Genomic DNA, 24,220 nt, shown 5'->3' with positions numbered 1-24,220 from the left:
GGTGCTCCCGACCATCAACGGAAGTCAGGCGAGGTCGAGGAGTTGTTCGTAGAAGCCGCCGAAGCCCCGTTCCCGGTCCACCAGATGGAGTTCGAGGATCCAGTGGCAGGTCCGCCCCGCGCGGTCGGTGCGGCGCAGCGGGTTGCCGTTCTCGGGGGTGATGTAGGACTCGGACTTGGCCCCGTCATTGGTCTCGTGGGGGAACTCGCCGACGAGGTGGCCGGCGTGCCAGATGCCGATGGTCCAGCCGGCCTCGGTGGCGAGGCGCTCGACCTCGGCGTGCAACTGTCGGCCGGTGATGGCGGGATCGGCGGCGAAGAAGGCGCGCCCGGCGTCGAAGATGCGTGGCAGGTCCTTCAGCAGGCGGTGCTTGTGCGGGTCGTCGCCGAAGACGTAGGTGCGGCCGAAGTCCGCCTCGTACTCCTCGAAGATCGGGCCGAAGTCGGCGAAGGCGATGTCGTCGGGGCCGATGGTCCGGTCCGGCGGGTTGTCCCGGTAGGGCCGGAGGGTGTTGGGGCCGGAGCGGATGATCCGCTTGTGCCAGTGCTTGGTGGTGCCGAACATCTCGTTGGCCAGGTCGCGGATCAGGTCGCTGGCCTCGCGCTCGCCCCGGCCGGGCAGCACCAGCCCGCGCGCCTCCGCCTCGGCGAACAGCTCGACGGCCTTCTGCTGGGCCGCTACCAGCCCCTCGACCCGCCGGTCCTCCGGCACGCCTGTCGTCCCTACCGTCACGAGGCCCTCCCTCGATTGCGGGCGAACGGCCCGGTCCGGCTCGGCGACCTGCGGATGTACATCGTCGCTACCTCCAACATCCTCTTCACAAATGCGGCGTCCTTTGGGGAAACACCCAAGCAATTGCCAGGAGATTGTCGAACCCCAGCCGCATATGCAGGATAGATCGTGTCGTGCCGCGGAGGAGTCCGGTCGTAGCACCCTCATCCATTCCCCGCGCTCCCACCGGCACAACCGATGGCGTGCGGGGATCCGTTCCCCTGTTCCTGCTCACGAGGCGAGGTAGGCCCCATGACCACACGCACCCAGGACGGCAGCGTCGGCGACGTCGACTACGGCACCTTCGGCTCCGGGTACTCCTCCTACCGCCGGCCGGACGAACGGATCGCCCGGTTCATCGCCGAGGCCCTGGGCGACGCCCGGACCGTCCTCAACGTCGGCGCCGGCGCCGGCTCGTACGAGAGCGCGGCGCGTACGGTCACGGCCGTCGAGCCCTCGGAGTCGATGCGCGCCCAGCGGCCGGCGCAGCTCGCCCGGGCCATCGACGCCGTCGCCGAGGAGCTGCCCTTCGCCGACGGCGAGTTCGACGCGGCCATGACGCTGTTCAGCGTCCACCAGTGGTCCGACGTCCGGGCCGGCCTGCGCGAGATGCGGCGCGTGACCCGCGGCCCGGTGGTCATGCTGACCTGCGACCCCACCCTGGTCCGGGACTTCTGGCTGTACCGCTACGCACCCGAAGTCCTCGACACCGAGGCCCGCCGCTACCCGAGCGTCGAGGAACTGTCCGCCGCGCTCGGGGGCACCAGCACCGTCCGGACCGTGCCCATCCCGCTGGACTGCACCGACGGGTTCAACGAGGCGTACTACGGGCGCCCCGAGATGCTGCTCGACCCGGCCGCTCGGCAGGCGTGTTCGGCCTGGAGCTTCGTCGACGACCGCGTCCGCGAACACTTCGACCAGAGCCTGCGCCACGACCTGGACTGCGGTGCCTGGGACGAGGAGTTCGGCCATCTGCGCACGCGGCCGACGTACGAAGGATCGCTCGTCATCGTGCGCGCGACCCCGTAACAGGAAGAGGGAGAGCACGAGGGCGGTACCCGACCGGATGGACGAACGGCTGCGCGCCCTGGGGCTGGTGGAGACGCAGCGGATGGCTCAGACCCTGTTCGCCGAAGTCACCACCCGCGGCCTGATCGCACCAGGTCGCCGGGAACGCGAGGCGGGCGACCGGATCGGGGAACTGGCGCGTGAGGTGTTCGGTTCGGTCGCGTGCCGGCCCTGGCGGGTCGTCCGTTCGGGCCCGAACTCCGTGTCGCCCTACGGGCAGGAGCCGCCGGTGGACCGGGAAATCGGTACGGACGACATCGTGGTCGTCGATCTCGGACCGGTGCTCCCCGGCTACGAGACGGGCTTCGCCCGTACGATCGTCCTAGGCGAGGACCCGGACAAGCGCCGGCTCGGCGAGGACCTGCCGAAGGTGTTCGCCACGGCCCGCGAGGCGTTCCACTCGGACCGGGCCGTGACCGGTCGGCAGCTGCACGCCGAGGTCCAGGCCCTGGCCGCCAAGGCGGGCTGGACGCCGGCCGGATGGCATGTCGGGCACCTGGCCGGAGCGGCACCGGCCGCGCACGCCCATGACGCCCGGGCCGGCTCGTACATCGGTCCGGACAGCGACCTGCCCCTCCGCCGCATCGACGAGGGCGGGTGGCAGTCCCACTGGTTCCTGGAGATCCACTTGGTCGACGAACACCAGGGCTTCGGGGGCTCGTACAAGGAGCTCCTCGACCTGGCGTGAGGCCGGCTGCCGTCAGCCGGGCGTCAGGACCAGTCCACCCCAAGGTGAAGGCCCTTCCACCCCGAGATGAAGGCCCTTCCATGTCGAGGACCGCGCCGCGGTGCGGTGCGCGGCCCTCGGACGTGATGCGGGGAGGATCGAGCTGCGGCCGACTGTTAGGGTCGCGATCATGGGCTCTAGTCATCCGCTCACCCTCGTTGAATGGACGACCCGCAACGCCGTCCGTCTCGCCGCCCCCGCTCTCGATGACCCGCTCGACGACCTGGAGACCCTGCGCTGTCTCGTCGGCGACGCACGAGTGGTCGCTCTGGGGGAGAACTCCCACCAGGTACGGGAGTTCGGGCTGCTGCGCGAACGGATGCTGCGCTTCCTTGTCCGGGAGTGCGGATTCACCGTCTACGCCGTGGAGTTCGGGGCCGCCTCCGGTCGGGCTGTCGACGCCTGGGTGCAGGGTGGTGACGGCGACCTCGACGCGCTGCTCATGCCCCGCGCGGACGGCTACCCGGGCCAGTCCGCCGAGGGGCGCGACACTTTGCGGTGGCTGCGCGCCCACAACGCCACGGCATCGCACCCGGTCCGCTTCGCCGGACTCGACATTCCGGCCGCCGGGGGCTCGCTGGCGCCCGCACTGGAGCCGGTCGCCAGGTATCTGGCCGAAGTCGACCCCGGCGCGGTGCGCTATGCCCGTACTGCCCTTGAGCTGTCGGAGCCGCTCGCGGGCGGCTCGGGTCTCGTCTCCGCCCACGCCCGCCTCGCCCTCGGCCCCGAGGCCCAGGACCGGCTCTCGGCAACGCTCGGCCGGCTGCTCAACCGTGTTTCGGTCATGCGCGAGATCTACCTCCGGCGCAGCGGGCAGCAGGCCTACGAACGCGCCCTCTCGGACGTCTGGGCAGCCTGGCGCACCGACCAGATGCAGCGCGCGATGTCCGAACTGCTCGGTGGTGCACCGGACGCCGCCGACCTCGCCGCCCGCGACCGTTACATGGCCGAGAGCCTGCTGGAGCTGCTCGACCAGTCGGAACCCGGCACCCGCATCGTGGTCGCCGCACACAACGCGCACATCCAGCGCACCGCCAACCCCCAGGACAGCCCGCTCCCTTGTACACCCATGGGGCACGTCCTCGCCCAGGAACTCGGAACGGACTATGTGTCCGTGGCACTGACCGGCGGCAGTGGCCGGACCGTGCGGAACGCGCCCGATCCGGCACACCCTGCCGGGATGCGCCAGAGTCCGGCCGACGCCCCCGAGGCGACACCCGACAGCGTGGAGGCCCTGTTCGCCGGAGTGCCGGAGGCACCCGCGCTGGTGGACACCCGCGCCCTGCGCGCGCATGCCCGGCACCACGGCCTGCCGGAGCCCACCCGCATCCGCATGGACGACGGCTTCCTGCCCGTTGCGGCTCTGAACGCCTACGACGCAGTGGTCAGCGTGCCGCGCACCACGCTCACGGCGGACCTCGGCGAGTAGCCCCGGTGGGGCCATGCGATGTCGTCGACGGCGAGAAGCAGCTCGCCGGCCACGGTCGAGGGGGTTGCCCCGGTGAATTCCCTGACGTCCCGGTGCAGATGGGACTGGTCGACATAGCCGGTTTCGGCCGCGACGCGGGCCGCGCCTTCGCCCGCGACCAGACGGTGGGCGGCATGGTCGAAGCGGACCAGCTTCGCGGCGCGCTTGGGCGGCAGGCCGAGCTGCGACCGGAACCGTGACCACAGCCGCTTACGGCTCTACCCGACCTCGGCCGCGAGTCCGTCCACGCGGACCAGGCCATGGCTTGCGACGATCCAGCGCCAGGCCCAGGCCACCTCCGGGTCCACCGGCTGCCGCGCCTCGTGCCGGCGGGCGAGCAGCGCGTCCGTCAACGCGAAGCGATCCTGCCAGGGCGAGACTTCGCCGAGTTGCTCGCGGATCCGTGACGCCTCCCGGCCCCACAGGTCGCTCAGCGACACCACGGTGCCGTCGATGTCGGCGAGGGAGACGCCCAGAATCGCGCGTGCGACCACCGGGGACAGGCGCACCTGCACGCACTCGATGTTCTGTCCCCGTGCCCGGACCGCGCCTCCGGACCCGAGCCCGGGTCCGGCGACGAAGCTTTCACGCTGCTGCCGCCCGGCGGCACAGTCAAGGACGGGCGAACCGTCACCGAACTCCAGCAGCAGCGTCACGGCCGGGTGCGGGACCATCCGGAGCGCTTCCAGGTCACGGACACTGAACCCTGCCATGGTGACCCCGGCCACCCGGCTGGGCCGCCGTGGCGACTCGACGCCCCACCTGGCTGCACCGCGCACGAAGGTCCGCATCGCCCCATGCTACGTGAGCCGCCCGAAGGGAACATTCGTCCAATCCACCGGCGCGTGGGGCGGGGACATTGGGCTCATGACTGCTTCTGACGGCGATCCGTACGGGAACGGCGGATCCGGGGCCACCGGGACTTCCACGCTGTCGCTGTACGACGGCGACATCCACGTGTGCCAGGACGGCCCCCGCGACGCCCCCGCGCTCCTGCTCATCCACGGGTCCGCATCCTCGGCCCGCTCGTGGGCCCCGATGGTTCCACTGCTGACGGGGGCTCACCGTGTCATCCGGCTCGACCTGCTCGGGCATGGCCGGTCGGCCAAGCCGGCCGACCGCAGCTACGCGATCCCGGACCAGGCACGCAGGGTCGGTGCGGCACTGGACCGGCTCGGCGTCGAGCACGCCGTGGTAGCCGGTCATTCCAGCGGCGGCGTGGTCGCCACCGCCCTCGCCGAACGGCGGCCCGACCTGGTGACCGCGCTCGCGCTCGTCAACACCGGACCCGGCCTGGGCGCCCTGATCGCCCCGGAGTCCGCCGCCATCGACCTCTCGCAGTGGCCGCCGACCGACGAGCAGCTCCGGTGGTTCGCGAGCACGGGCTTCAGCCGGGAGGGCTACCAGATCCCAGAAGAGCTCCTGGACGACGTGCGCGGTATGACCCCTCACACGCTCACCACGACGATGGGGGCCACCCGTGCCTACCTGGAGCAGCGGGCGCTGCCTGATCGGCTGACGGTCCTGGGCAGGCCGCTACTGGTGATCTTCGGCGAGGACGACCGTAGATGGCGATCCTCATCCGCCTCCGACTATCGGGCCGTTCCGGGCGCGAAGGTCGAGTTGCTGTCCGGACTCGGGCACTCGCCCCTGCTCGAGGACCCACCGCGGACCGCCACCCCCCTGCTGGCCTTCACCGCGATCCACGCGCCGTACGGGCGGGCCGAATGAAGAGGAGGAGTGCCATGCGGATTCTCGTCTCCGGTGCCGGCGTCGCCGGCCCGGTTCTGTCCTACTGGCTCACCAGACACGGCTTTTCCGTCACCGTCGTTGAGCGCGCGCCGGCGCTACGAAGGACCGGAGGCCATGCGGTCGACCTGTTTCGGCCGGCGATGAACATCTCGGAGAAGATGGGCGTGCTCCCGCTTGTCGAGGAGCGAGCCGTCGGCACGCACCGAATGACCGTCTATCAGGAGGGCTCACGGCGTCCCGTCCGGGCGGATCTCGCCAAGATCTTCAGCGCCGGCTCCGACCGGCACGTCGAGATCATGCGCGACGATCTGAGCGAGATCTACTACGACGCCGCACGCGACGACACCGAGTACGTCTTCGACGACTCGATCACCGCGATCTCGCCCGACGGCGAGGTCCGGTTCGAAAAGGCCGCGCCGCGCCGCTTCGACCTCGTCGTCGGTGCGGACGGGCTGCACTCCAACGTGCGTCGCCTCGTCTTCGACGAGGAGTCCCGCTCCAACTCCTTCATCGGGGCCTACCTCGGGGTGCTGACCCTGCCGAACGTCGACGGGCTCGACGGCGAACTCCTCCTCCACGTCGGCGTCGGCCGCACCGCCGGCATGTACGGCGCGCGGCACCTCGGCGACGCGCGGGCGTTGTTCCTGTTCCGCAGCGAGCGCGAACTCGCCTACCACCACCGCGACACGCTCCGGCAGAAGGAGCTGCTGCGTGGTGCGTTCGCCGGCATGCACCCCCACGTGGACCGCTGGCTGGACGAGCTCGACCGCACCCCGGCGTTCTACTTCGACTCGATCACCCAGCTCCGCATGGACACCTGGTCGCAGGGGAGGGTGACGCTCGTCGGCGACGCGGGCTACTGCCCCGGTCCGGCCGTCAGCGGCAGCACCAGCCTGGCCGTCCTCGGCGCGTACGTCCTCGCCGGAGAGCTGGCGCGGGCGGGCGGCGATCACGAGCGAGCCTTCCCCGCCTACGAGCGCGTGATGGCGGAGCACGTGCGCGGCAGCCGCGCGGTCGCGCTGAGCGCGGCGAAGACCCTGATTCCGACGTCCCGCCTCGGCGTGTGGGGACTGGCCCAGGGCGCCCGCCTGATCTCCGCTCTGCCCGCGGGCCCCAGCCGCGCCCTCGTTCGCCTCACCACCAAGAGTGCACGCCTCTACGACTCCATGGCCGTCGACGACTACCCGCCGTCGCCCGCCACCTCAGGAGACCGTGGCGGCCTCGGTGTGGAGTGAGGAGTGCTCGCCGCCCTGCTGCCACCGGACCGAGGTGGCGTGCGGGCGTGGTAGCCAGAGCCGGTTCTTCAACCGCGTTGGCGCAGTGTCGCGCCGATGGCCTGGCTGATCTCGTACAACTGCTCCGCCTGCTCCTGCGTGAGGCTGTCGAACAGGCACTCCCGCACCTCGGTGACATGGCCGGCCGCGGCGTTCCGCAGCGCCTCGTACCCCTCGTGGGTGAGCTGGGCCACCGCGCCGCGCCGGTCGCCGTCGACCGCACGGCGACTCACCCAACCGGACTTCTCCATCGCGTTCATGGCGTGCGAGAGGCGACTCCGGCGCGGCTCGGTCTTCGGCGTGGAGTCGGTGGCCATGCCGTCGAGCGTACAAGTGGTTGAGCTCTCAACACGTCGCCTTCTCCGTCAAGCACTTGGGGATCGCCAAGGTGCGCGGCCGTTTCGACTCCTTCGAGGGGTACATCGTCACCGGCGACAACCCGCTCGACTCCTCCGTCGTCGCGACCATCTCCACCGAATCCGTCTCCACCGGCAACGTCCAGCGCGACGACCATGTGAAGGCCGAGGACTTCCTGCACGTCGAGGCGTTCCCGACGATGGCGTTCTCCTCCACCGGCATACGGGCAGGCGAGGGCGGCTTTCTGATCGACGGCGACCTCACACTGCGCGGGGTCACCCGCCCCGTGACGCTCTCCCTGACACTCAACGGTTTCGGCACCGGATTCGACGGCGAGCCCGCCGTCGGCTTCTCGGCGACCACCGAGATCAGCCGTTCGGACTTCGGCGTGAGCGCCGGGCCTGCCGGAGCCGTCATCGGCGACGAGATCAAGATCTCGCTCGAGGCGGAGGCGAACCGGCAGTGACAACAACGTCGACTCAGACCGCGCAGACCACCGCGGTGGCCCGGGCCGCGGCCGCACTCCGCCCGCTGGTCACCGTCCCCTCCTTGAGGGCGACGGGGAACTGCCCACGCCGTGCGAGGAGTTCACGGTCGACCAGCTCGGCACGCACCTGTTGGACGTGCTCACCCGCGGCACGCACGCGGCGCAGCGCACCCCCTGGCGGGCCGGCTCCGCACGGCTCATGGGACCGGTTCGACGAGGTCGCCGGGCGACTCGCCGAAGCCTGGTCCACACCGGAGGCATGGGAGGGCGAGGTCGACTTCTACGGCTCTGCGCAGGCGGCCCGGTTCGCCGGCGGCATCATGGTCATGGAACTGGTCGTCCACGGCTGGGACGTTGCACGGGCGCTGGGCGTCCCGTTCGGCGCCGATGCCGACCTGATCGAGATGGCGTTCGACGCGGCCCGCCAGAACGAGGCCATGGGCGCCCGCGACTTCGGCGCCTTCGCCGTTGCCCGCCTGCCGGAATCCTCCTCCGCGCTGGATCAGCTGGCTGCCTTCACCGGGCGGGACCTGGACTGGAGCCGCTGAGGAAGCCCCTTCACCCACCGCCCCGGCAGGTCGGCGTCCTGCTCATGCGATTATGCGGGCGGCTCTCGGTGGACCTGTGCACGGTCAACTGATCAGACGGTCGAGCCATCGGGCATCGATCCATTGGGTGAGAACAGGGGTGTGGTGTGAGCGGGACTGGGGGGCAAGACGGGTCATCCGTGTCGGACGAGGAGTGGGAGCGGTTCCTCCGTGAATCGGTGAGGGATGTGGCCGGTGCCCCCGTGGAGCCGTCGGCACGTGCCCGTGAAATGGAGCGGCGGCTGCGGGAGCGCTCGGGGCAGCCGGAAGGCTGGCGTACGTACTCACCGGCTCGGCCCCGGCGCAGGACAGGCTGGTACGTGACCGGGCTGCTGACGGCCGTGGTCCTCCTGGTCGTAGGGCTCTTCCCGCAGCAGGTCGTCGACTGGTTCGGTGGCGACGACAGTGGGCAGGAGCCGTTGGCCGCCGAGTCGGAACGCCCGCGGGAGGCGCCCGGCGCCGAGCCGGATCTGCGCCCCACCTTCGCCGAACCCTTCCGGGGTTCGCCCGCGGCGCGTTGGGCCGACGGAGCGGCAGGGATCACGGTGCCACCGGCCAAGGCGACCGGCTGGATGGACACCGCCCAGGTCGAGCGGACACTGAGGCAGAGCCGGGACTTCCTGGTGGCCGCGGGGCTCGACTCCCGTGTCCTGCGCGGCGAGCGGCCCACGAAGGCGATCGCGCTGTTGAACCCGCACCAGAAGGACGTCCAGGACTATCTCCGGACCGCCCTGTCGTCGACGGCGCCCACTCCCCGGACCGACCCGCTGCTGTTGTTCAGCCGCTTCCGGCCGGGACAGGCCCGGCTGGTCGGTGACGTGGTCAAGACGCGCGGTCGGCTCACGTACCGGGAAGGGGAACGGGGGGCGGTCGAGGTGACGGCGGACGTCACCTTCGTGTACCCGGTCACCCCGGCGGGCGACGGCGGGCGGGACGCAGAGGTCGTCCGTACGATCGTGCGGCGCAAGGTGGTGATGAGCTGGGACGACCCGGAAAAGGTGATCACCGAACCCGGTACGATGTCCCTCGTCTCGTACGCGCTGGACATGACCAACGGCGGCTGCTCCGACCCGACCGGCTACTTCGTGCCGCCCTTCGGCAGGGCCGACGAGCAGCCCGCCGAGGCTCACCACGTCGATCCGTACGACCGCAGCAAGCCGATCGAGGCGAGCAACGGCACGACGGCCGGAGGCGACGGCTGCGCGACCGCCACCCGCTCGTAGACGTCTCGTGGTGGCGTCAGCCGGACGGGCCGATGTGCCACGTCCGGCTGTTCTGCCGCTCCCACGGGTCGTGCTCGGAACGCGCACCGCGTCCCGTCCCCGGTCGACCGCCCGGCTTCACGAGCCGACGTCCCGGGACAACGCACCTGACGGGGATTCCTCAGCGCGATGCGCGCAGGGAAGCGTCCAAGGTGCTCATGAGGTGGGCGACGCGGCCCTTGCCTGTCGGCGCGAGCGGATACCGGCAGAGAACATCGATCAGGACCGGCGTGGCGCGTCGCCTGGCCTGCTCGATGGCCTTGTCTCCGACGTCGGGATCGTCGCCTGCGCGCAACTCGGCCACCCGCGCCGCACAAGCAGCCCCGCGCAGGATGTGTCCTACCTGGGTGGCCTTCGCGATGGGGTGCAGGTATGCGGCAGCCGCCGCGTCTCCAGCGGCGCGCGCGGCAAGTCGTGCGGCTTCGGTGTCCGCTTCCTTCGCGGCGCGGTGTGCGTCCAACGCGGCAACGCGCTGCAGCTTGGTCCTTCTCGCGCCGTTCACGAACTCCCACGCGGCATCAACTGCTGCGCGAGGCCGCGAATCATCGGGAACAGCCTCCTCGAACGCCGGAAGGACTTCCTGAACACTCTCCACCACATAGCGCGTCACGACGCGCAGCTCGTCCATGGTCAGCTCGAAGTCACCGGCTCCGGTCGTCATGACCCGAGTCTCCCATCGGCGCGGTGGTCGACGGCGACGGGGTAGGCGTCACCGCTCGCGAGGAGCGCAACCGTGCGAATCGGCAGGGACGAGTGCTCACGGAGCATCCTTTCGTAGCGGCGCGACGTTCCATCAGGGGCTTGCGCATGCCACCAGCCCGGCTGGCGGTACGGATTCCAGGAGCACCTGGTCGACCGTCAGGGTGCGAAGAGGGCTGATGAGCGGGACGGATATCGTCCTGACATGACACAAGGGTTCGATCTTGCCGCGTCGCTCGCCAGAGGCGTCGAAGGCCGCAGTGGTGCATGGGCCTTCGTCCAGGGCTTCGCCGCCCACTGGGTCGGCGCCGCCCTGGGAGACGATGACGGCTGGACGGAAGCCGATCTCGACGCTGCCGAGGAGAGACTGGGTCTCCGGCTGCCGACGGCGTTGCGCGAGGCGTATCTGCTGTTCGGACGCCGGCAGGAGCTCACCAGCAACCACGATGTGCTGCTCGGTCCTGCAGCGCTGTATGTCGACGACGCCAAGGAGGCCCTGGTCTTCCGTCACGAGAACCAGGGAGCCGCGTCCTGGGGCATCCTCCTCGACGGCCTCCAGGATGCAGATCCTGCGGTGTTCATCCGGCTTGACCTTGCCGACAAGAGCGCCGAGCGGTGGGAGGGCTGGCTGGAGCGTCTTTCCCTCTGCTTCGTCGAGATCATCTTGTCGGAGTCCCTGCAGGCCGACGAAGAGCTCTGCGACTTCCTCGACCCGGATGACGACAGCCTCGGGCTGCTGGAGGCGAACTCCGTCCGGCTGCCGTTCCCGGCGTACCCCATCGGCGAGGAGACCCGGTGGTTCCTGGGCCACGACGTCCTTCTGCGCGATGACGACGGCTCGGCCATCCTGGCGCGCGGCCGGACGGCAGAAGACCTCGATCGCGTTCGTGACCTGATCCCGGGCGACTGGCTCAACGACGATCGCTGATCACGTCCCAGACCCCTGCCGTGCTGCGGTGCCCGGATCGCGGGTCATCCCGCATGGTGAGCGGTTCGCCTTGTCACGGTTCACGGTTGCCTGTGGGGTTGCGGCTGCTTCTCCGGCTTTGCGGGGTGCTGTCAGCCCAGTGCGGCCGGGGACTCGGCGTTGGATACCAGCAGGCGGGGAGCGCCGGACCCGTCGGCCGGGACGGACCAGACGCCGGGGTCGCCGCTGCTGTCGCGAACGGTGTAGGCGACGGTGGTGTTGTCCAGCCAGGCCGCCTGGTCGTCGATGGTGCGGGGCTCGGCCACCGCGGCCAGCCCCACCCTCCGTGTGGAACAGTGCGCGCGCCGGGCCGACGATGCTCCGGATCAGCCGGCCGCGGGTCGGACTGAGATCTCCTCCAACGAGGAGACGCCGGCACGAGGATCCTGATGAAGTGACCGCATGCCGACACCGCTGCACCGCTTCCTCCGGGTTCTTGAGCAGTTCAATGCCGCCCACCCGTGGGACCACAACGCCCACTACCACTCCTGGATCCTGCGGCAACTCCCCCGGCGCTTCGGCAGCGCCCTGGACGTCGGTTCCGGCAGCGGCGACCTGGCCAGGCTCTTGGCCGGACGGGCCGACAGGGTGCACGGCATCGACTCCGATCCGCAGATCACCGCTCGGGCACGGGAACTGACCCCTCCGGCCACCCCCGTCACCTTCACGACGGCAGACGCGCTGACCGGGATCCCCGCAGCCTCCTACGACGTCATCACGTGTGTCGCCACGGTCCACCACCTACCGTTCGCCGACGCCCTCGCGGTCTTCCGCCGGCACCTGGCGCCCGGCGGATCCGTGGTGATTCTCGGACTGTCGCGCCCGACGACGCCAGGTGACCACCTGCTCGGAACCATGGCCGGCCCACTCAACGCCGCCATGGGCTGGCTCAAGACCAGGGGGCGCATCACACCTCGTCCGGTCTCGATGACGGCCAGGACCCAGCCGGCGGACATGAGCTTCCCCGAGGTCGTCCGCGAGGCTCGTGCGGTTCTGCCCGGCGCACGCCTGCGCCGCCGGCTGTTCTGGCGCTACACGCTCGTGTGGCATCACCGCTGAGCGGCGAAGCCGGCCGAACGCATCGAGCGCCAGTCCAGGATCAACGCCGGATCGTCATGCGCATGTCATGCATAGGTGTAGAACCGGGTGTGGTCCAGCATGTCCGCCGGTGTGACGTCGTTCCACGGCTTCATCGTGTCGTGGAGGTCGACGACGTCGGGGGTGTTGCCGGTCGGCAGATAGCCCGACTTGGGGTGCCTGCGCTGCCAGTCGGCCCAGAGCTTGTCGACGAAGCAGTGGTGCAGCCAGAAGACCGGGTCGTTGGGCGAGGCTCCGGTCGTCATCTGGCCACCGACCCAGACGTGCACCCGATTGTGCAGATTGGGACCGCGCCAGCCCTCGATGTTGTTGCGGAAGCCGTCGGAGGAGCTGTTCCAGGGGGCGGTGTCGTAGACGTTCAGTGCGAGCACCCGGTCGACCTCGGCCCGGGTCGGCAGTTCGCGGACCCCGGTGCCCAGGGAGCGGCGCAGGAACGTCCGGCCGTCGACGCGTATGTTCATCGGCCAGTTGCCGCTGCCGAAGGCGAACGGGCCCGACGTCACCCGGCCGTCGCCGCTCCGTCCGTCACCGCCGAGGAAGTCGTCGGCCCACAGCGAGCTGCGCGGCGAACGGTCGACGGTCCAGTCCCAGTAGGGCAGCATGACCGACGGCGTGATGCTCTGGAGGGCTGCTTCGAACTGGAGCAGGAACCTGCGGTGCCAGGGAAGGAACGACGGTGACCGGTGGCCGGTCCGCTCTCCGTCGTCGGTGTCACCGATGATGAAGGCGTTGTGGGTGCTGATGAACTCGTCGTAGCGGCCGGTGCGCTTCAGCTCCAGCACCGCGTCGACGAAGTCCCGCTTCTCGGTGGCGGTGAGGTCCGCCTGGTTCTTCCGGACTGCCATGTCGAGGACTCCTCGGTGGGGGGACGGTCAGGGGCGGGCCTCAGCCGGTGACGACGGGGACCAGGTCGGCGCCCTGGAGTGCACGGACGGCGGCGCGTGCCAAGGCGCGGGGCGTGGTGAACGTCTCGTAGTGGTTCACCAGGCTGATCCAGGTGCCGTCCGCGTTGCGCATCACATGCAGGTCGTCGTTGTCGATGCGGACGACGAAGTCCATGCCCTCGTGCGGGCCGGCCTGGCCGGAGTGGTGCTCGGCCCGGCCTCCATCGCTCTGGTGGCCTCCGTTGTGGGCACCTTCCGCGTCTGCCGGCCAGCCCTCTATGTGGCGGCCCTGGTACATCTCGTCGAAGGGTTCCGGTATCTCGTGGCCGGCGGAGCGCATGGCTCGCGCCGGGTGTCCTTGGCCGTCCGCGGGGACGGCGGCAGGGCTGTCGGCGAAGGCTGCCGGTGCGGTGAGCGCCGCTCCGGCCAGGGCCGCGGCGCTGCCGTGCAGCACCTGGCGTCGGGTGGGACGCGACATGTTCCCCTCCTCTGTTCGTGCGGCTTCCCCTCCGGGACAGGGCGCGGAGGGCTGTGGAAGCCGGCGCGCCGAAGGTCGGCCCGCGCCGCCACATGCTGGCAGGGACGAACGGATCATCAAGTCGCACCGTCTGAACGAGACAACACCTGGGCGGAGGTGCAGGATTCAACGGCGGAGATCGTGCTCCTGCGCCCGCCACGCGTCTTCGCGGAACGGGAAATTCCGCGATGCGAGCCGCTCTTCGCCGTAGATCCTTCACTCCCCCGGTCGAGACCGTGGGCCCCCGTGCGGCCGGAACTCGGCGTGAATGCAGGGGGCTTGGAGCAGCACGGGGTTTGAGGGCGGAGCCCGGCGACGAGGAGTCCGCGGGAGGCATCGGTGGGTTCACGTACGGGGCGCAGCCACGTGCGCCAGGTCAGTTGGCCCGTCGGGCGCAGTCGTAGAGGGTGAAGCTTCCGTCCGAGGTACGGCCGTAGGCGCTCGGGGAGATGGGGGTGCAGTTGCTCTTCACCCAGGAGGATGCCGGTGTGGGTGGGCGGCGCGTGGTCAACAGGGCGTAGCGCAGTCGGTGGCTGGAGACCAGGTCGCTGAGCTGTCGCGCGGCCGGATAGGGGGTCAAGCCGGTGAAGCCGCCCATGACCAGCGTCGGTTGGGAGGTGGCGCGCAGCAGCGGCTCGGCGCCGTAGGCGGCTTGGGTGGCGAGCAGGTACTTCTCCCCGGAACGGTGCGCGGAGAGGTAGTTCAGCAGCGCGGCGTCCCGAGCGGACGGCTTGCTCAAGGGGTATCGCCGGAACGTGGGCCGATGGTGGTGCCTGTCGCGGTAGTCGGGTCCCACCGGTCCGGCCAGCGGCGACAGCGGTGAGCCGGCATGGCGCGGGTCCAGGCAGGAGATGGCCCAGACCGCCGGGGCGAGCAGTATGGACGCCAGGGAAGCCGCCAGGGCACTGTGCACCGCCCTTCGCGTCGTGCGTGGTCCGCGGGTGCACAGGCCGACGACCCCGCACAGGCCGAGCATCAGCACCACCGGTAGCAGCCAGGGCGCGAATTCGCTGTGCCGGCCTTCGATCGCCGCAGCCCACAGAGCCGTGACCCCGATTGCGAGGGGCAGCGCCGCTCGACGTCGTCCACCGGCGCGGTACCCCGCCCAGAAGAGGGCGACTCCGCCACCGGTCAGCGCGGCGAGGGCCGGGGCCAGTACGGTGGTGTAGTAGCCGTGGTTGCCGTTGGAGTTGCTGAAGACCACGACGTGCACCGCCAGCCAGCCTCCCCAGAGCAGGAACCCCGCCCGCGGCCCGTCGGTGCGCGGCTGTCCGTTGCGCCACCACACCCCCAGCGCCAGGGCCAGTACGGCGAGCGGCAGGAGCCAGGCGATCTGCGGGCCCACGTCGTGGTTGACCAGCATGGTCCAACCGGTGTTGTCGCTGGTGCGACTGGCCGCGGTGCCGGCGACGGCGCCCAGCGCGTTCGGGTCGTGGCCGAAGCGGCTCAGCCCGTTGTAGCCGAAGACCAGGGTGAAGGGGTTGTTGTTGGTGGTGGCGTCGATGTAGGGACGGTCCGGGGCAGGGGTCGCCCACACCAAAAGCAGCCAGGAGCAGGAGACGACGAGTGCGGTGGCTCCGGCGAGCAGCAGCCGCCAGGCTCGGTGCCGCCGGGAGCCGGGCGCCGCCATCTGGTACACCGCGGCGAAGACCGGCAGGACGAGCCACGCCTGGAGCATCTTGGCCTGGAAGGCCAGTCCCACCCATGTCCCGCACATGAGCAGCGGCAGCAGTCTCCCGGTGGCGACGGCCTTCTGCAGCGATCCCGCTGCGAGGACCAGCAGCAGGACGAGCAGGGTGTCGGGGATGGTGTGCCGGTCGAGTACGACGGTGACCGGCGTGAGCGTGAGTACCAGCGCGGCGAGCAGCCCCGCCCGGGGGCCGGCCCAGGCACGGACGATCCGGTGCAGGACCCAGACGGCCAGTAGGCCCTCCAGCACCTGCGGCAGCACCGCGGCCCAGTTGTACGGTCCCAGGAGCTTGACGGAGAGGGCCTGTGGCCACAGCGCACCGGGGATCTTGTCCACGGTGATCGAGCCGCTCGGGTCGAGCCCGCCGAAGACGAAGGCGTGCCAGTTCGCGGCCATCGACCGCACTGCCGCGCTGTAGTACGGGTGCACCCCGGCACGGTCGATGCCCCAGGCGTAGAGCACCGCGGCAGTTGCCAGGATCAGCAGAAGGGCCGGCAACTCCCAGTCGGTGAGGAGGCGTTGACGGAACCCGGTGGTGCGCCGGCGGTGGTTGGCGCGGTCCCGGGCGAGGGCGGTCGTGGCCATGGCGGGGTCTCTCATGGGACGTCGGGCGGGGGCGGGGGGTCATTCGTGGGCTTCACGGGTGGCGGACCCTGCGCACCCTCGGGCGCGGCGGACGCGGGCGGTACGGCGGGATCAGCCGATGGGCAGCGCCCCCAGCAGCAACCCGGCGACGAGCACCACGTACGTGCTGAGGGTCACGGCCGTGGTGGAGATCACCGTGGCGGCCAATGGTTGGCGGACCAACTGATATGCGATGAGTCCGGGCACGATGAAGCCCAGGGTCTGGGCGGTGTAGAGGAGCGGGAACTCGTGCTGGAGCGCGAACAGCACCGTGGTCTGGAGCAGCACCGCGGACAGCACCACGGCGGCGAACAGCCGCTTCCCGTAAAGGATCACATGGCGCTGAAGGACTTTGGTGGCGAGGAAGGTGAGCGCGGTGACCCCGATCACCATGGCGGCTCGGACCACGTCGGTGACGAGGGTCAGCGCCAGCCAGCCGGGGGTGATCATGCCGCCGGGAGAGAGGTTGGTGGTCAGGTAGCAGACCAGCGAGAAGACCAGTCCGAGGGCTATCCCCAGCGCGATGGTCTGCGGGGTGACGTTGACGGGGATCACAGGGGGTTCCTTGTCGGCTGGTACAGGGCGTCGGCGTGGGCGGATGCGGGACTTGGGAGCTGTGAGCCGGTCCTGGGGCGGTTCAGCGACGCCACCCAGCTGTACGGCTGCGGCTCGGGCGGGTGCGCGACCGGAAGCGGCTCGTCGGCGTCGTCAGCGGGGAGCCTGCCGAGGTGCTCCAGGAACAGCTCGCCCTGGCCGTGGATGTTGCCGACGGCCACCAGCGAGGAATCCGGGCCCAGTTCGGCGAGGATGGCGTGGGTCAACTCCTGTGCGTCGCGCCGGTCGCCGCCCAGGTCCACCACCCGTCCCGACGACCAGCCCGGCGGGATACCGTCGCGGGCACTCTTGGTCGGATGCCCGATGAGCAGGACCTTCTCCGGGGCCAGGGCGGGGATGATCGCGCCCATCTGCCCATTGCGTTCGACCCGGTCCGGGCGGCAGTTGACGACCACGTTCAGCGGGCGGCGGATCGCACCGAGTTCCGCCAGCTGACGGACGTTCATCAACGTCGACTCGGGGTCGTTGGCGGCAAAGACGTTGGCGAAGCGCAGCCGTTTGCCGTCCGGTGTGCGGTAGCGCTCGACGGAGAGCACGCCGGGGTCCGGCGGTGCGTCCCACATGCCGCGCAGTGCGGTGGCCCGGTCCACACCGAGAAGTTCGGCCACGGCCAGGGCGACGGCGACGTTCTCCTTGAAGGTGAACCAACTGAAGCCGCGCAGCTCCTCGTCCGTGACAGACTCCGGATCCACCGCGATCAGGCGGCACCTCCGTTTGTCCGCCTCTTCCTGGAGTATGTGCAGCCGTTCCCTCTCGGCGGTGACACAGACGCCGCCGACCGGCATCGACCGGGACAGCGAGCGGGCCACATCGTCCAACGTCGGGCCCATTTCGGCAAGATGGTCCTCGCGAACGTTGCACAGCACGCCGATGGTGGAGCGGATCAGCTTCTCCTGATTGATCTCCTGGAGTGCGGGCATCACCGCCATGCACTCGATCACCAGAGCGTCCGGCCGGTATGCCGCCGCACGCCGGACGATGCCGATCTGCTCGACGACGTTGGCGATGCCCAACTTCCGGTAGACCGGTTCCTCGGTGGCGTCCGGGTGGATGAACCGGGCCGCGGTGCCGGTGGTCTTGGCCACGGTGACCAGGTCACCGCCGCGCAGCGCCCCCGCGCACAGCCGTGTGATCGAGCTCTTGCCGCGAATGCCGTTGACCAGCACCCGAGTGGGGATCTGCGCCAGCGCGGCGTAGTGGCGCCGCTGCTCCAGCACGCCGGCGACCAACAGCGCGGCACAGCTCAACAGCAGCACAACGTAGAGGAAAAGCACGTCAATTGGTCCTTCACTGCTGCGGCGGGACGCCGCTCCGGAACGATCGGGCAGGTACAGCGGCCGCGTAGGGTCCTTTGCCGTCGCGGTCCCGCTCCACCAGCGCGTGCCGGAGCAGTTCCAGACTGCGCGTGACCGAGCCGCACTCATCGTGGTGGACGGGGTACAGCACGGTGCGACGGTCACCGCCGGCCAGCCGCTCCGCGCACCTGGTGACGGCGCGCAGCGGCCTGACCACCACGATGTGCAGCCAGCCCAGGCAGGCCGCAGCGACGGACAGAGCCAGCAGGCCGGCCAGCATGGTGCGTGCCCGCACCTGAAATGCCGCCAGTTTGAGTGCGGCGGCAGGCTCGGCGGAGACCACTTGCCAGCCGAGTCCGGCGACCGGCCCCTTCTGTGCCAGTGGCGCTGCGGCCGCGACCGATGGGCCCTCGCCGGGGGTCGTCCCCGCGTGCAGTACGGCCGATGCCGGGCGGCCCGCGCTGCCGGAAGCTGCCTCGGTCCGGGCCGCCAGACGGGTGAGGCCCCGGTGGGGCAGAGCCTGGAAGGCTTGAAAGCCGACGCTCGCCGCGAGCACCCTGTGGCGCTCGTCGGTCAGCCACACACGGCCGAGTCCCGGCCGCGCGACCAGGGAGTTCAGTGCGTTCGCCGCGATCTCGGCGACGACGACGGCCGGGGCGGTGTCCGTGGCGTTGCCGGCCTTCCCGGACGCCGGGATCTGGGCGTAGGCGGCGATCGTGGGGATCGTGCCCGACGTGTTGACCTGGGTGATTCCGTCGCCGTGGGGCGCATGGACGAGGGCGCGCACCGGCTCCTCACCCACCCGCACCACGATGGCTCCGGTACGGTCCAGCACATACAGCGACCGGTACGTGGGGTGAGCGGCGCGTTCACGCCGAAGGACCTCCGTCGCCCGCTCGCGTGGCGCACCGGAGAGGGCCGACGCCGCCGCCGCGAGGTCGGTGCAGCTCCGGCCGAGGGACCGCCGCACCCGGTCAGCGGCGGCCTCGGTGCGTGCCTGCTGGTCGGCGACGGCGGCCGCCGGTACGGCCTTGGCTGCCGGTACGCGGTTGAGCAGGAACAGCAGCGGCACGCCCCATGCGGCGATCACGAGTACGCAGACGAGGAGCAGAGCCCGGACGCCGGGGCGGCGCCGCGCCGGCCGCACGGGCTCCGGTCCCGTCTCGCCGAGCAGTTGGCGGCGTATCGACTCCAGCGCCCGGCCGACCCTGCCGGGCTCGCCGAACGCGGCGACCGGCACCGGCCGTGCCAACTCCTCGCGGTCGCCGGGCGCCACGCCGACACTCCTGGCCAGCCGGGCGGCGGACAGGTGCAGCCGCAACAGCGGACGCTGCATGCTGCTCCACAGCGCCAGGGTGACCAGCACGGCGATCACCACCAACGCCCCCGCGGCGGTGAGGGCGAACCACGTAGGGTCGGCTCCCTCCTTCGCCGGGGGTACATCCCTGACCGTGAGGACGGTCAGCCCCAGGCCGGAGGTGTCGTCCTTGCCCTCCTCGTCGTCCTTGCCGTCCGCCGCGGCGACCGATGCCCACCCCGTGACCCTGCGCAGCCCTTCGTGACCGTCACCGAGCACGCTGCCCGAGACGTCGCCGGTGGGGAGACCGGCGTGCGCGGCGTTCGCCGCAGCGGCGGGCAGAGCGCGGTGGCCGGTGTGGGGCGCCGAGGCCGTGCCGGCGGCGCTGGCGGCCAGCACCTTTCCGTTCCGTTCCACCAGTTGCCCGGTGCGCCCATCCCCGTACACCACTGGAGCCGCGACCTTCTCCGAGACGACGAGCAGGAGTTCGCGCTCCGCGGCATCCTGATCACCTGTCAGGTCACCGGTCTGGTCGTGGTTCTCGTCCTGCTTGCCGCCCGGAGCGGCGACGGTCACCCGGGCGAAGAGCAACACCCTTGGCTCGCCACGGCCCGAAAAGGCCAACCGGGGCGCGATGTTCGCGGTACCGGCCCGCGCTACCGCCGCCACATCCACCCCGGACAGGGGCACCTTTTCCCCACTGGCGGCCAGCGGTCTGCCGGTGTGCGGGTCGAGCAGCACACCGCCGCCCGCAGGGTGCCCGGACGGAAGAAGGGACCGCAGCAGTGCGGCCGGATTGCTGCTGCCGGTACGCGGGTCCGAAGCCGCGGAGCGGCGCACCGCCGTGGCCCTCGCGTGGAGGGAGGTCCCGACCGAATCGGCGGCATCCTCGGCGATCTGGCGTTCCGCATCGCGTAAGGCCTGGGGGACATCCTCTTCGTGGACGGTCCCGAGACCGAGTGCGGTGAAACCGGCAACTGCCAGCAGGGCGCAGAGCAGTGCGGCGATCGGTGGGCGGACGCCTCCGAGCAGAGGCATGTCGGCGCGGCGTCGAGTGCGGTGCGGACGGGGAGCGCGGGCAACGGCGTGCAGGACAACGTCCTCTCGGCATGGGGGGAATGGCCGTGCGGCAACTCGACCAGAGTGAATACGGGAAGCACAGATAATCACAAGCCCGTTCGTGCTGGGTGCTTGTATACCGGCTCACGGGAACTTCGCTCAACTCCCCCTCGGAGGAAGTTGCTTATAAGACACCGCCTCATGCCGGGCGTGTCGAAATTCCCAAGTCCACTGCCGGGCCAGGGCGATTGCCCGCACGTTTCCGGTATGCATTCACCGCGTCACGCACAGTCGCAGGACCACTGGAGACCACGCCTGCAACACCCCCTTCTCAAGGGATCCACAAACTCGCAGGGGATGAGCGTCGAGGGCTAGATGATCACGAACTGGCGCGTAACAAAAACGCTCAGTGAAAACGGAGAGCAACGCCGGTGGAATTCCGGATCCGATGTCCGCCATCCGGCGGTGGCGTGAATCAGTCATGTCCCACAGAGGTCCGCTGACCGGGGAAGGTCCCCCGACGGCCGCCGCGCCGAGGCAACCGAACCGCCGCTCACCCAGGCACTCTTCCGGCTTGTGCCTTTGCTGCTGCGACCGGTTTCCTGAGGCTGCCGAGCCGCCGGTCACTGACAACTACGACCGCCCACATCAGGCCACTTCCCCGGCGCGTGTCCCGTATTGGCACTCGACACCGCTCGCCCCGATGACATACTCCACGAGCGCCGACAGGACGTTCTCGGCACATCCGAGTCCCGGGAAAGGCCGGTCGCAGACGCCCGGAAACGGACGGGACCCGAAGCCGACACCGCGCATTTCCGTACGCGTCGGCAGCGCTCATCTCACCAAGTATCGCGGGGGGAACTCCCCGCGAAATCAGGTGGGTTGGCGCGACCATGGCAAACTGCCTATACGATGCTCGCCAGCCGATCGCCGGTCCCATGGCGATCACCACCATGGAGGGGGCCGCCCATGAAGCATGCACGAAGGCGCCAGAGCCGGTTGCGCGCCCGGGTCGCCGGCACCACAGGACTACTGACCCTCGCCCTGGGCGCCGGGATCGCACCGGCCACCGCCGCGGAGAGGACTGCCAGTACGCCCATGGCCACGGCAGCGTCCCTGGATGCAGCGGCGCCCTCGGACACAGCGGCGCCCATCAACACGGCGCCGGCCCCGGGCGAGCTGACGCTCCCCGCCCCGACCGGCCGCCATCGCGTCGGAACGGTCGACCTCCACCTGCGCGACTCGACACGGCCGGATCCGTGGGTGCCGGGAAACCAGCCGCGCGAGCTGATGGTCTCGGTGTGGTACCCGGCCACCGACACCGACCGCCATCCCGCCGCGCCCTGGCTGCAACCCGCCGCCGCCGCGCACTTCTTGGCCCGCTCCCAGGTGCCGCCGGGCTCGGTGACCCTGCCCACCACTGCCGGGCACATCGGCGCGCCGGTCGACCGCAGCGCCGGCAAACTCCCGGTGCTGCTGTACTCGACCGGGCTCCACTCGCCCCGCGCGATGGGCACCGCACTCGCTCAGGACCTGGCCAGTCGCGGCTACATGGTCGTCACCATCGACCACACCCACGATGCGAGCGAGGTGGAGTTCCCCGGGGGACGGGTTGAGGTGAACACCATGCCGCCGGGTTCCCACTCGTCCGACACGATCGCCGTCCGGGCGGCGGACACCCACTTCGTGATCAACCAGCTGGCGTCGCTCGCCCGGGGCCACAACCCGGATGTGGACCACAAGCCGCTCCCTCAGGGGCTGTCCAAGGCCGTGAACGTGAACCGCATCGGGATGTTCGGCGCTTCCCTTGGCGGAGGAGCGGTGCCCGCGGCCATGCATGCGGACTCCAGGATCGACGCCGGCGCGAACCTGGACGGCCAATTCTTCGGGCCGTCGACCACCCAGCCGCTCAAACGCCCCTTCCTGCTGTTCAGTTCCCAGAACCACAACCGCAATACCGACCGGAGCTGGGCGAAGTTCTGGGACCACCTGCACGGAGAGCGCCTCGACCTGAAGCTGCTCGGCTCCGGGCACAACTCCTTCGTCGACAACCAGGTCCTCTTCCCCCAGGCAGCAGGCGCTTTCCGGCTGACCCCTGAGCAACTGGTGCAGATTCTCGGCACGATCGACCCCAACCGCTCCATCGAGGTCCAACGCACCTACCTCGCGGCCTTCTTCGACAAGCATCTGCGCCACCGGACCAGCCGCCTGCTCGACGGCCCCTCGCGTCATTTCCCGGAGATCGACTTCGTGCGCTGAACGCCGTTCCGAGGCACCGCGTCAGGTCTGGTCTGTTGGTGAGCCCGATCCGTGCTGCTCCGCGGCTACTCAAGCGGGGTGCCCACGATGAGGAGCACCGCGGCAAGGTGAGCTATCACCCAGGCCATCCGGTAACTGATCGTGCGCCGATTCCTGATCACGAGCAGACGCCTGAAGGAGTCCTCCGCTCGTTCGAACTCGTCCGTGTCCGTCCACTGGACCCAGACGACCGGCAGGCAGAGCACGGAGGAGGCGCCACTCGTCGCGAGCGCCGCGACGATCAACGCCTTGCCGGCGGAAGCGCCGTCCGGGACGACGGAGAGCACGATGGAGGCGGCGGCCATGAGGAGCGCGTCATAGCCGAGGAGGACCTGGGCCTTCGCATCGAGGACGCTCAGGCATGAGTAGAGGTACTCGTGCTCGTAGACCTCTTCCCTGCGTGGCTCGAGCCGTCGGATGGCGGCGAGGTGCAGTGGCAGATCGGGCCCCCGGTAAGTGCCTTGGAAGAGCCAGGACATCCAACGACCGCTCGAGTTCCGCACAGCGCTGTCCCCCTTCAGCCGCTGGCTCCATTGAGCACGAATCCCCCGAAGAGCACAATGGGGGCATGGATCTCATCCGTGAACGGGCCCTGCTCGCCGTCGCACTGGAGGAGGCCCGCAGTGGGCTGAAAGAAGGCGGCATCCCGATCGGGGCCGCGCTGTACGGCGCGGACGGTGCACTGCTCGGGAGTGGGCGAAACCGGCGTGTGCAGGACGGTGATCCCTCGATGCACGCCGAGACGGCCGCTTTCCGGGCAGCCGGACGGCAGCGCACCTACAGCGGAACGACCATGGTCACGACGCTCTCCCCCTGCTGGTACTGCTGCGGACTCGTGCGTCAGTTCGGCATCTCGCGAGTGGTGATCGGGGAGGCCCGGTCCTTCGACGGTGGTCAGGCATGGCTCGCGGAGCACGGTGTGCGGATCGTGGTGCTGGACGACGCGGAATGCGTGGCGCTGATGCGCGACTTCGTCGCGACCAGCCCGGAGCTCTGGCGGGAGGACATCGGGGAGCCGGAGCTGAAGCCGTAATCGACGCGGCGACCTCAGGCTCGACCTGGCCACGGCGGGCACGGCTACGCGGGGGGCGGCCTGATCGCCCTGGGCGCCCCGGTCCGCCCCGCCCCGGCGCCCTCCCCATGCAGGCACCAGGCGTGCCGGGCGGGGCCGTCCCCGCACTCCGGGCACGGATCGGACCCGCCGGCCAGGTAGTCGGCATCGACGTCAGGACCGGGTGCGCGACATCGACGTCGCGGCCAGGTACTCGGCATCGACGTCACCCGGCCATGCGGACGGCCGCCGCCCGCCACGCCCCCACTCGCCACGGTTACCCGCTGGCGGCCGGCCGCCCCCGGCCCGGCCTCAGCACCATCGCCCAGCAGGGTGCACCGTCAGGACGCAGGCGGCCGACTCCGGCTCAGCG

The 24,220-nt window shown here is 70.3% G+C and carries 23 protein-coding genes and 2 pseudogenes; 12 read left to right on the top strand and 13 right to left on the bottom strand.

The genetic code is table 11. From position 1 onward, the window contains the following. Positions 1-24 precede the first annotated feature (24 nt). Positions 25-732 carry a M24 family metallopeptidase gene (locus tag AC0680_RS20040; RefSeq protein ID WP_478630416.1) on the bottom strand — a complete coding sequence of 236 codons (708 nt, stop codon included), beginning with the start codon at positions 730-732 and terminating at the stop codon, positions 25-27. 291 nt (positions 733-1,023) lie between these two features. Here AC0680_RS20040 and AC0680_RS20035 point away from each other — a divergent pair, with 291 nt between their 5' ends. From AC0680_RS20035 to AC0680_RS20025, 3 genes are all read left to right on the top strand, one after another. Next, positions 1,024-1,800, top strand: coding sequence for a class I SAM-dependent methyltransferase (locus tag AC0680_RS20035; protein ID WP_478630415.1), 777 nt, complete (start codon positions 1,024-1,026; stop codon positions 1,798-1,800). A 37-nt stretch (positions 1,801-1,837) separates the two neighbouring features. Continuing rightward, positions 1,838-2,527 (top strand): M24 family metallopeptidase, encoded by a 690-nt coding sequence (locus tag AC0680_RS20030; RefSeq protein ID WP_478630414.1) that lies wholly within the window; start codon positions 1,838-1,840, stop codon positions 2,525-2,527. A 169-nt stretch (positions 2,528-2,696) separates the two neighbouring features. Further along, positions 2,697-3,995 carry an erythromycin esterase family protein gene (locus AC0680_RS20025; RefSeq protein WP_478630411.1) on the top strand — a complete coding sequence of 433 codons (1,299 nt, stop codon included), beginning with the start codon at positions 2,697-2,699 and terminating at the stop codon, positions 3,993-3,995. On the opposite strand, the pseudogene AC0680_RS20020 reads toward AC0680_RS20025, so the two are convergent. Further along, positions 3,938-4,825 (bottom strand): annotated as a pseudogene (locus AC0680_RS20020) (AraC family transcriptional regulator). The gene AC0680_RS20025 and the pseudogene AC0680_RS20020 sit on opposite strands and share 58 nt — an antisense overlap. A gap of 76 nt (positions 4,826-4,901) precedes the next feature. On the opposite strand from AC0680_RS20020, the gene AC0680_RS20015 reads away from it, so the two are divergent. Further along, positions 4,902-5,765 carry an alpha/beta fold hydrolase gene (locus AC0680_RS20015; protein ID WP_478630410.1) on the top strand — a complete coding sequence of 288 codons (864 nt, stop codon included), beginning with the start codon at positions 4,902-4,904 and terminating at the stop codon, positions 5,763-5,765. 14 nt (positions 5,766-5,779) lie between these two features. Continuing rightward, on the top strand, positions 5,780-7,021 hold the full coding sequence (locus AC0680_RS20010; protein WP_478630407.1) for an FAD-dependent monooxygenase: 1,242 nt from the start codon (positions 5,780-5,782) through the stop codon (positions 7,019-7,021). Between the two features lie 68 nt (positions 7,022-7,089). On the opposite strand, the gene AC0680_RS20005 is transcribed toward AC0680_RS20010, so the two are convergent. Further along, complete coding sequence (locus AC0680_RS20005) at positions 7,090-7,377, bottom strand: MarR family winged helix-turn-helix transcriptional regulator (protein WP_478630404.1); 288 nt, start codon at positions 7,375-7,377, stop codon at positions 7,090-7,092. A gap of 20 nt (positions 7,378-7,397) precedes the next feature. Here AC0680_RS20005 and AC0680_RS20000 point away from each other — a divergent pair, with 20 nt between their 5' ends. Further along, entirely contained in the window at positions 7,398-7,883 is a 486-nt protein-coding gene (locus AC0680_RS20000) for a YceI family protein (protein WP_478630401.1), read from the top strand. Between the two features lie 13 nt (positions 7,884-7,896). On the opposite strand, the gene AC0680_RS19995 is transcribed toward AC0680_RS20000, so the two are convergent. Beyond that, positions 7,897-8,061 carry a hypothetical protein gene (locus tag AC0680_RS19995; protein ID WP_478630534.1) on the bottom strand — a complete coding sequence of 55 codons (165 nt, stop codon included), beginning with the start codon at positions 8,059-8,061 and terminating at the stop codon, positions 7,897-7,899. A 46-nt stretch (positions 8,062-8,107) separates the two neighbouring features. Between AC0680_RS19995 and AC0680_RS19990 the strand changes: the two are divergent. Further along, positions 8,108-8,452, top strand: a pseudogene (locus tag AC0680_RS19990) (TIGR03086 family metal-binding protein); the annotation flags it as partial. Positions 8,453-8,631: 179 nt separating this feature from the next. Beyond that, positions 8,632-9,714 (top strand): hypothetical protein, encoded by a 1,083-nt coding sequence (locus AC0680_RS19985; RefSeq protein WP_478630399.1) that lies wholly within the window; start codon positions 8,632-8,634, stop codon positions 9,712-9,714. Between the two features lie 160 nt (positions 9,715-9,874). Here the strand turns inward: AC0680_RS19985 and AC0680_RS19980 are convergent, their stop codons facing one another. Then, positions 9,875-10,414, bottom strand: coding sequence for a putative immunity protein (locus AC0680_RS19980; RefSeq protein WP_478630398.1), 540 nt, complete (start codon positions 10,412-10,414; stop codon positions 9,875-9,877). A 243-nt stretch (positions 10,415-10,657) separates the two neighbouring features. Between AC0680_RS19980 and AC0680_RS19975 the strand changes: the two genes are divergently transcribed. Continuing rightward, positions 10,658-11,380: an SMI1/KNR4 family protein gene (locus AC0680_RS19975; RefSeq protein WP_478630396.1), complete on the top strand. Its 723-nt coding sequence runs from the start codon at positions 10,658-10,660 to the stop codon at positions 11,378-11,380. A 131-nt stretch (positions 11,381-11,511) separates the two neighbouring features. On the opposite strand, the gene AC0680_RS19970 is transcribed toward AC0680_RS19975, so the two are convergent. After that, the gene (locus AC0680_RS19970) at positions 11,512-11,685 is read right to left on the bottom strand and encodes a hypothetical protein (protein WP_478630394.1); all 174 of its coding nucleotides are present in this window, start codon (positions 11,683-11,685) and stop codon (positions 11,512-11,514) included. A gap of 136 nt (positions 11,686-11,821) precedes the next feature. On the opposite strand from AC0680_RS19970, the gene AC0680_RS19965 reads away from it, so the two are divergent. Then, on the top strand, positions 11,822-12,478 hold the full coding sequence (locus AC0680_RS19965) for a class I SAM-dependent methyltransferase (protein ID WP_478630390.1): 657 nt from the start codon (positions 11,822-11,824) through the stop codon (positions 12,476-12,478). Between the two features lie 65 nt (positions 12,479-12,543). On the opposite strand, the gene melC2 is transcribed toward AC0680_RS19965, so the two are convergent. From melC2 to AC0680_RS19935, 6 genes are all read right to left on the bottom strand, one after another. After that, positions 12,544-13,362 carry a tyrosinase MelC2 gene (gene melC2 / locus AC0680_RS19960; protein WP_478630387.1) on the bottom strand — a complete coding sequence of 273 codons (819 nt, stop codon included), beginning with the start codon at positions 13,360-13,362 and terminating at the stop codon, positions 12,544-12,546. A gap of 40 nt (positions 13,363-13,402) precedes the next feature. Then, entirely contained in the window at positions 13,403-13,879 is a 477-nt protein-coding gene (gene melC1 / locus AC0680_RS19955; RefSeq protein WP_478630386.1) for an apotyrosinase chaperone MelC1, read from the bottom strand. A gap of 415 nt (positions 13,880-14,294) precedes the next feature. Further along, the gene (locus AC0680_RS19950; protein WP_478630383.1) at positions 14,295-16,193 is read right to left on the bottom strand and encodes a glycosyltransferase family 39 protein; all 1,899 of its coding nucleotides are present in this window, start codon (positions 16,191-16,193) and stop codon (positions 14,295-14,297) included. A gap of 111 nt (positions 16,194-16,304) precedes the next feature. After that, positions 16,305-16,787 (bottom strand): poly-gamma-glutamate biosynthesis protein PgsC/CapC, encoded by a 483-nt coding sequence (locus AC0680_RS19945; RefSeq protein WP_478630380.1) that lies wholly within the window; start codon positions 16,785-16,787, stop codon positions 16,305-16,307. Continuing rightward, positions 16,784-18,121, bottom strand: coding sequence for a poly-gamma-glutamate synthase PgsB (gene pgsB / locus AC0680_RS19940; RefSeq protein ID WP_478630378.1), 1,338 nt, complete (start codon positions 18,119-18,121; stop codon positions 16,784-16,786). The genes AC0680_RS19945 and pgsB overlap by 4 nt, the downstream gene beginning before the upstream one ends. A gap of 13 nt (positions 18,122-18,134) precedes the next feature. Further along, positions 18,135-20,477: a HAMP domain-containing protein gene (locus tag AC0680_RS19935; protein WP_478630376.1), complete on the bottom strand. Its 2,343-nt coding sequence runs from the start codon at positions 20,475-20,477 to the stop codon at positions 18,135-18,137. Between the two features lie 990 nt (positions 20,478-21,467). Between AC0680_RS19935 and AC0680_RS19930 the strand changes: the two genes are divergently transcribed. After that, the gene (locus tag AC0680_RS19930) at positions 21,468-22,757 is read left to right on the top strand and encodes an alpha/beta hydrolase family protein (protein ID WP_478630374.1); all 1,290 of its coding nucleotides are present in this window, start codon (positions 21,468-21,470) and stop codon (positions 22,755-22,757) included. A gap of 65 nt (positions 22,758-22,822) precedes the next feature. On the opposite strand, the gene AC0680_RS19925 is transcribed toward AC0680_RS19930, so the two are convergent. Continuing rightward, positions 22,823-23,299 carry a hypothetical protein gene (locus AC0680_RS19925; RefSeq protein ID WP_478630372.1) on the bottom strand — a complete coding sequence of 159 codons (477 nt, stop codon included), beginning with the start codon at positions 23,297-23,299 and terminating at the stop codon, positions 22,823-22,825. Between the two features lie 65 nt (positions 23,300-23,364). Here AC0680_RS19925 and AC0680_RS19920 point away from each other — a divergent pair, with 65 nt between their 5' ends. After that, complete coding sequence (locus AC0680_RS19920) at positions 23,365-23,829, top strand: nucleoside deaminase (RefSeq protein ID WP_478630370.1); 465 nt, start codon at positions 23,365-23,367, stop codon at positions 23,827-23,829. Positions 23,830-24,220: the final 391 nt, after the last annotated feature.

Source organism: Streptomyces sp. NPDC043738, assembly GCF_056436545.1.
This window is presented reverse-complemented; position numbering and strand designations above follow the sequence as displayed.

Coding starts and splice junctions, on each gene's coding strand:
- AC0680_RS19930 (WP_478630374.1), top strand. CDS start 21,468: ATGAAGCATGCACGAAGGCGCCAGAGCCGGTTGCGCGCCCGGGTCGCC.
- AC0680_RS19975 (WP_478630396.1), top strand. CDS start 10,658: ATGACACAAGGGTTCGATCTTGCCGCGTCGCTCGCCAGAGGCGTCGAA.
- AC0680_RS19935 (WP_478630376.1), bottom strand. CDS start 20,477: ATGCCTCTGCTCGGAGGCGTCCGCCCACCGATCGCCGCACTGCTCTGC.
- AC0680_RS19920 (WP_478630370.1), top strand. CDS start 23,365: ATGGATCTCATCCGTGAACGGGCCCTGCTCGCCGTCGCACTGGAGGAG.
- AC0680_RS20010 (WP_478630407.1), top strand. CDS start 5,780: ATGCGGATTCTCGTCTCCGGTGCCGGCGTCGCCGGCCCGGTTCTGTCC.
- AC0680_RS19980 (WP_478630398.1), bottom strand. CDS start 10,414: ATGACGACCGGAGCCGGTGACTTCGAGCTGACCATGGACGAGCTGCGC.
- AC0680_RS19965 (WP_478630390.1), top strand. CDS start 11,822: ATGCCGACACCGCTGCACCGCTTCCTCCGGGTTCTTGAGCAGTTCAAT.
- melC1 (WP_478630386.1), bottom strand. CDS start 13,879: ATGTCGCGTCCCACCCGACGCCAGGTGCTGCACGGCAGCGCCGCGGCC.
- AC0680_RS20025 (WP_478630411.1), top strand. CDS start 2,697: ATGGGCTCTAGTCATCCGCTCACCCTCGTTGAATGGACGACCCGCAAC.
- AC0680_RS19950 (WP_478630383.1), bottom strand. CDS start 16,193: ATGGCCACGACCGCCCTCGCCCGGGACCGCGCCAACCACCGCCGGCGC.
- AC0680_RS20035 (WP_478630415.1), top strand. CDS start 1,024: ATGACCACACGCACCCAGGACGGCAGCGTCGGCGACGTCGACTACGGC.
- AC0680_RS20030 (WP_478630414.1), top strand. CDS start 1,838: ATGGACGAACGGCTGCGCGCCCTGGGGCTGGTGGAGACGCAGCGGATG.
- AC0680_RS20005 (WP_478630404.1), bottom strand. CDS start 7,377: ATGGCCACCGACTCCACGCCGAAGACCGAGCCGCGCCGGAGTCGCCTC.
- melC2 (WP_478630387.1), bottom strand. CDS start 13,362: ATGGCAGTCCGGAAGAACCAGGCGGACCTCACCGCCACCGAGAAGCGG.
- AC0680_RS20015 (WP_478630410.1), top strand. CDS start 4,902: ATGACTGCTTCTGACGGCGATCCGTACGGGAACGGCGGATCCGGGGCC.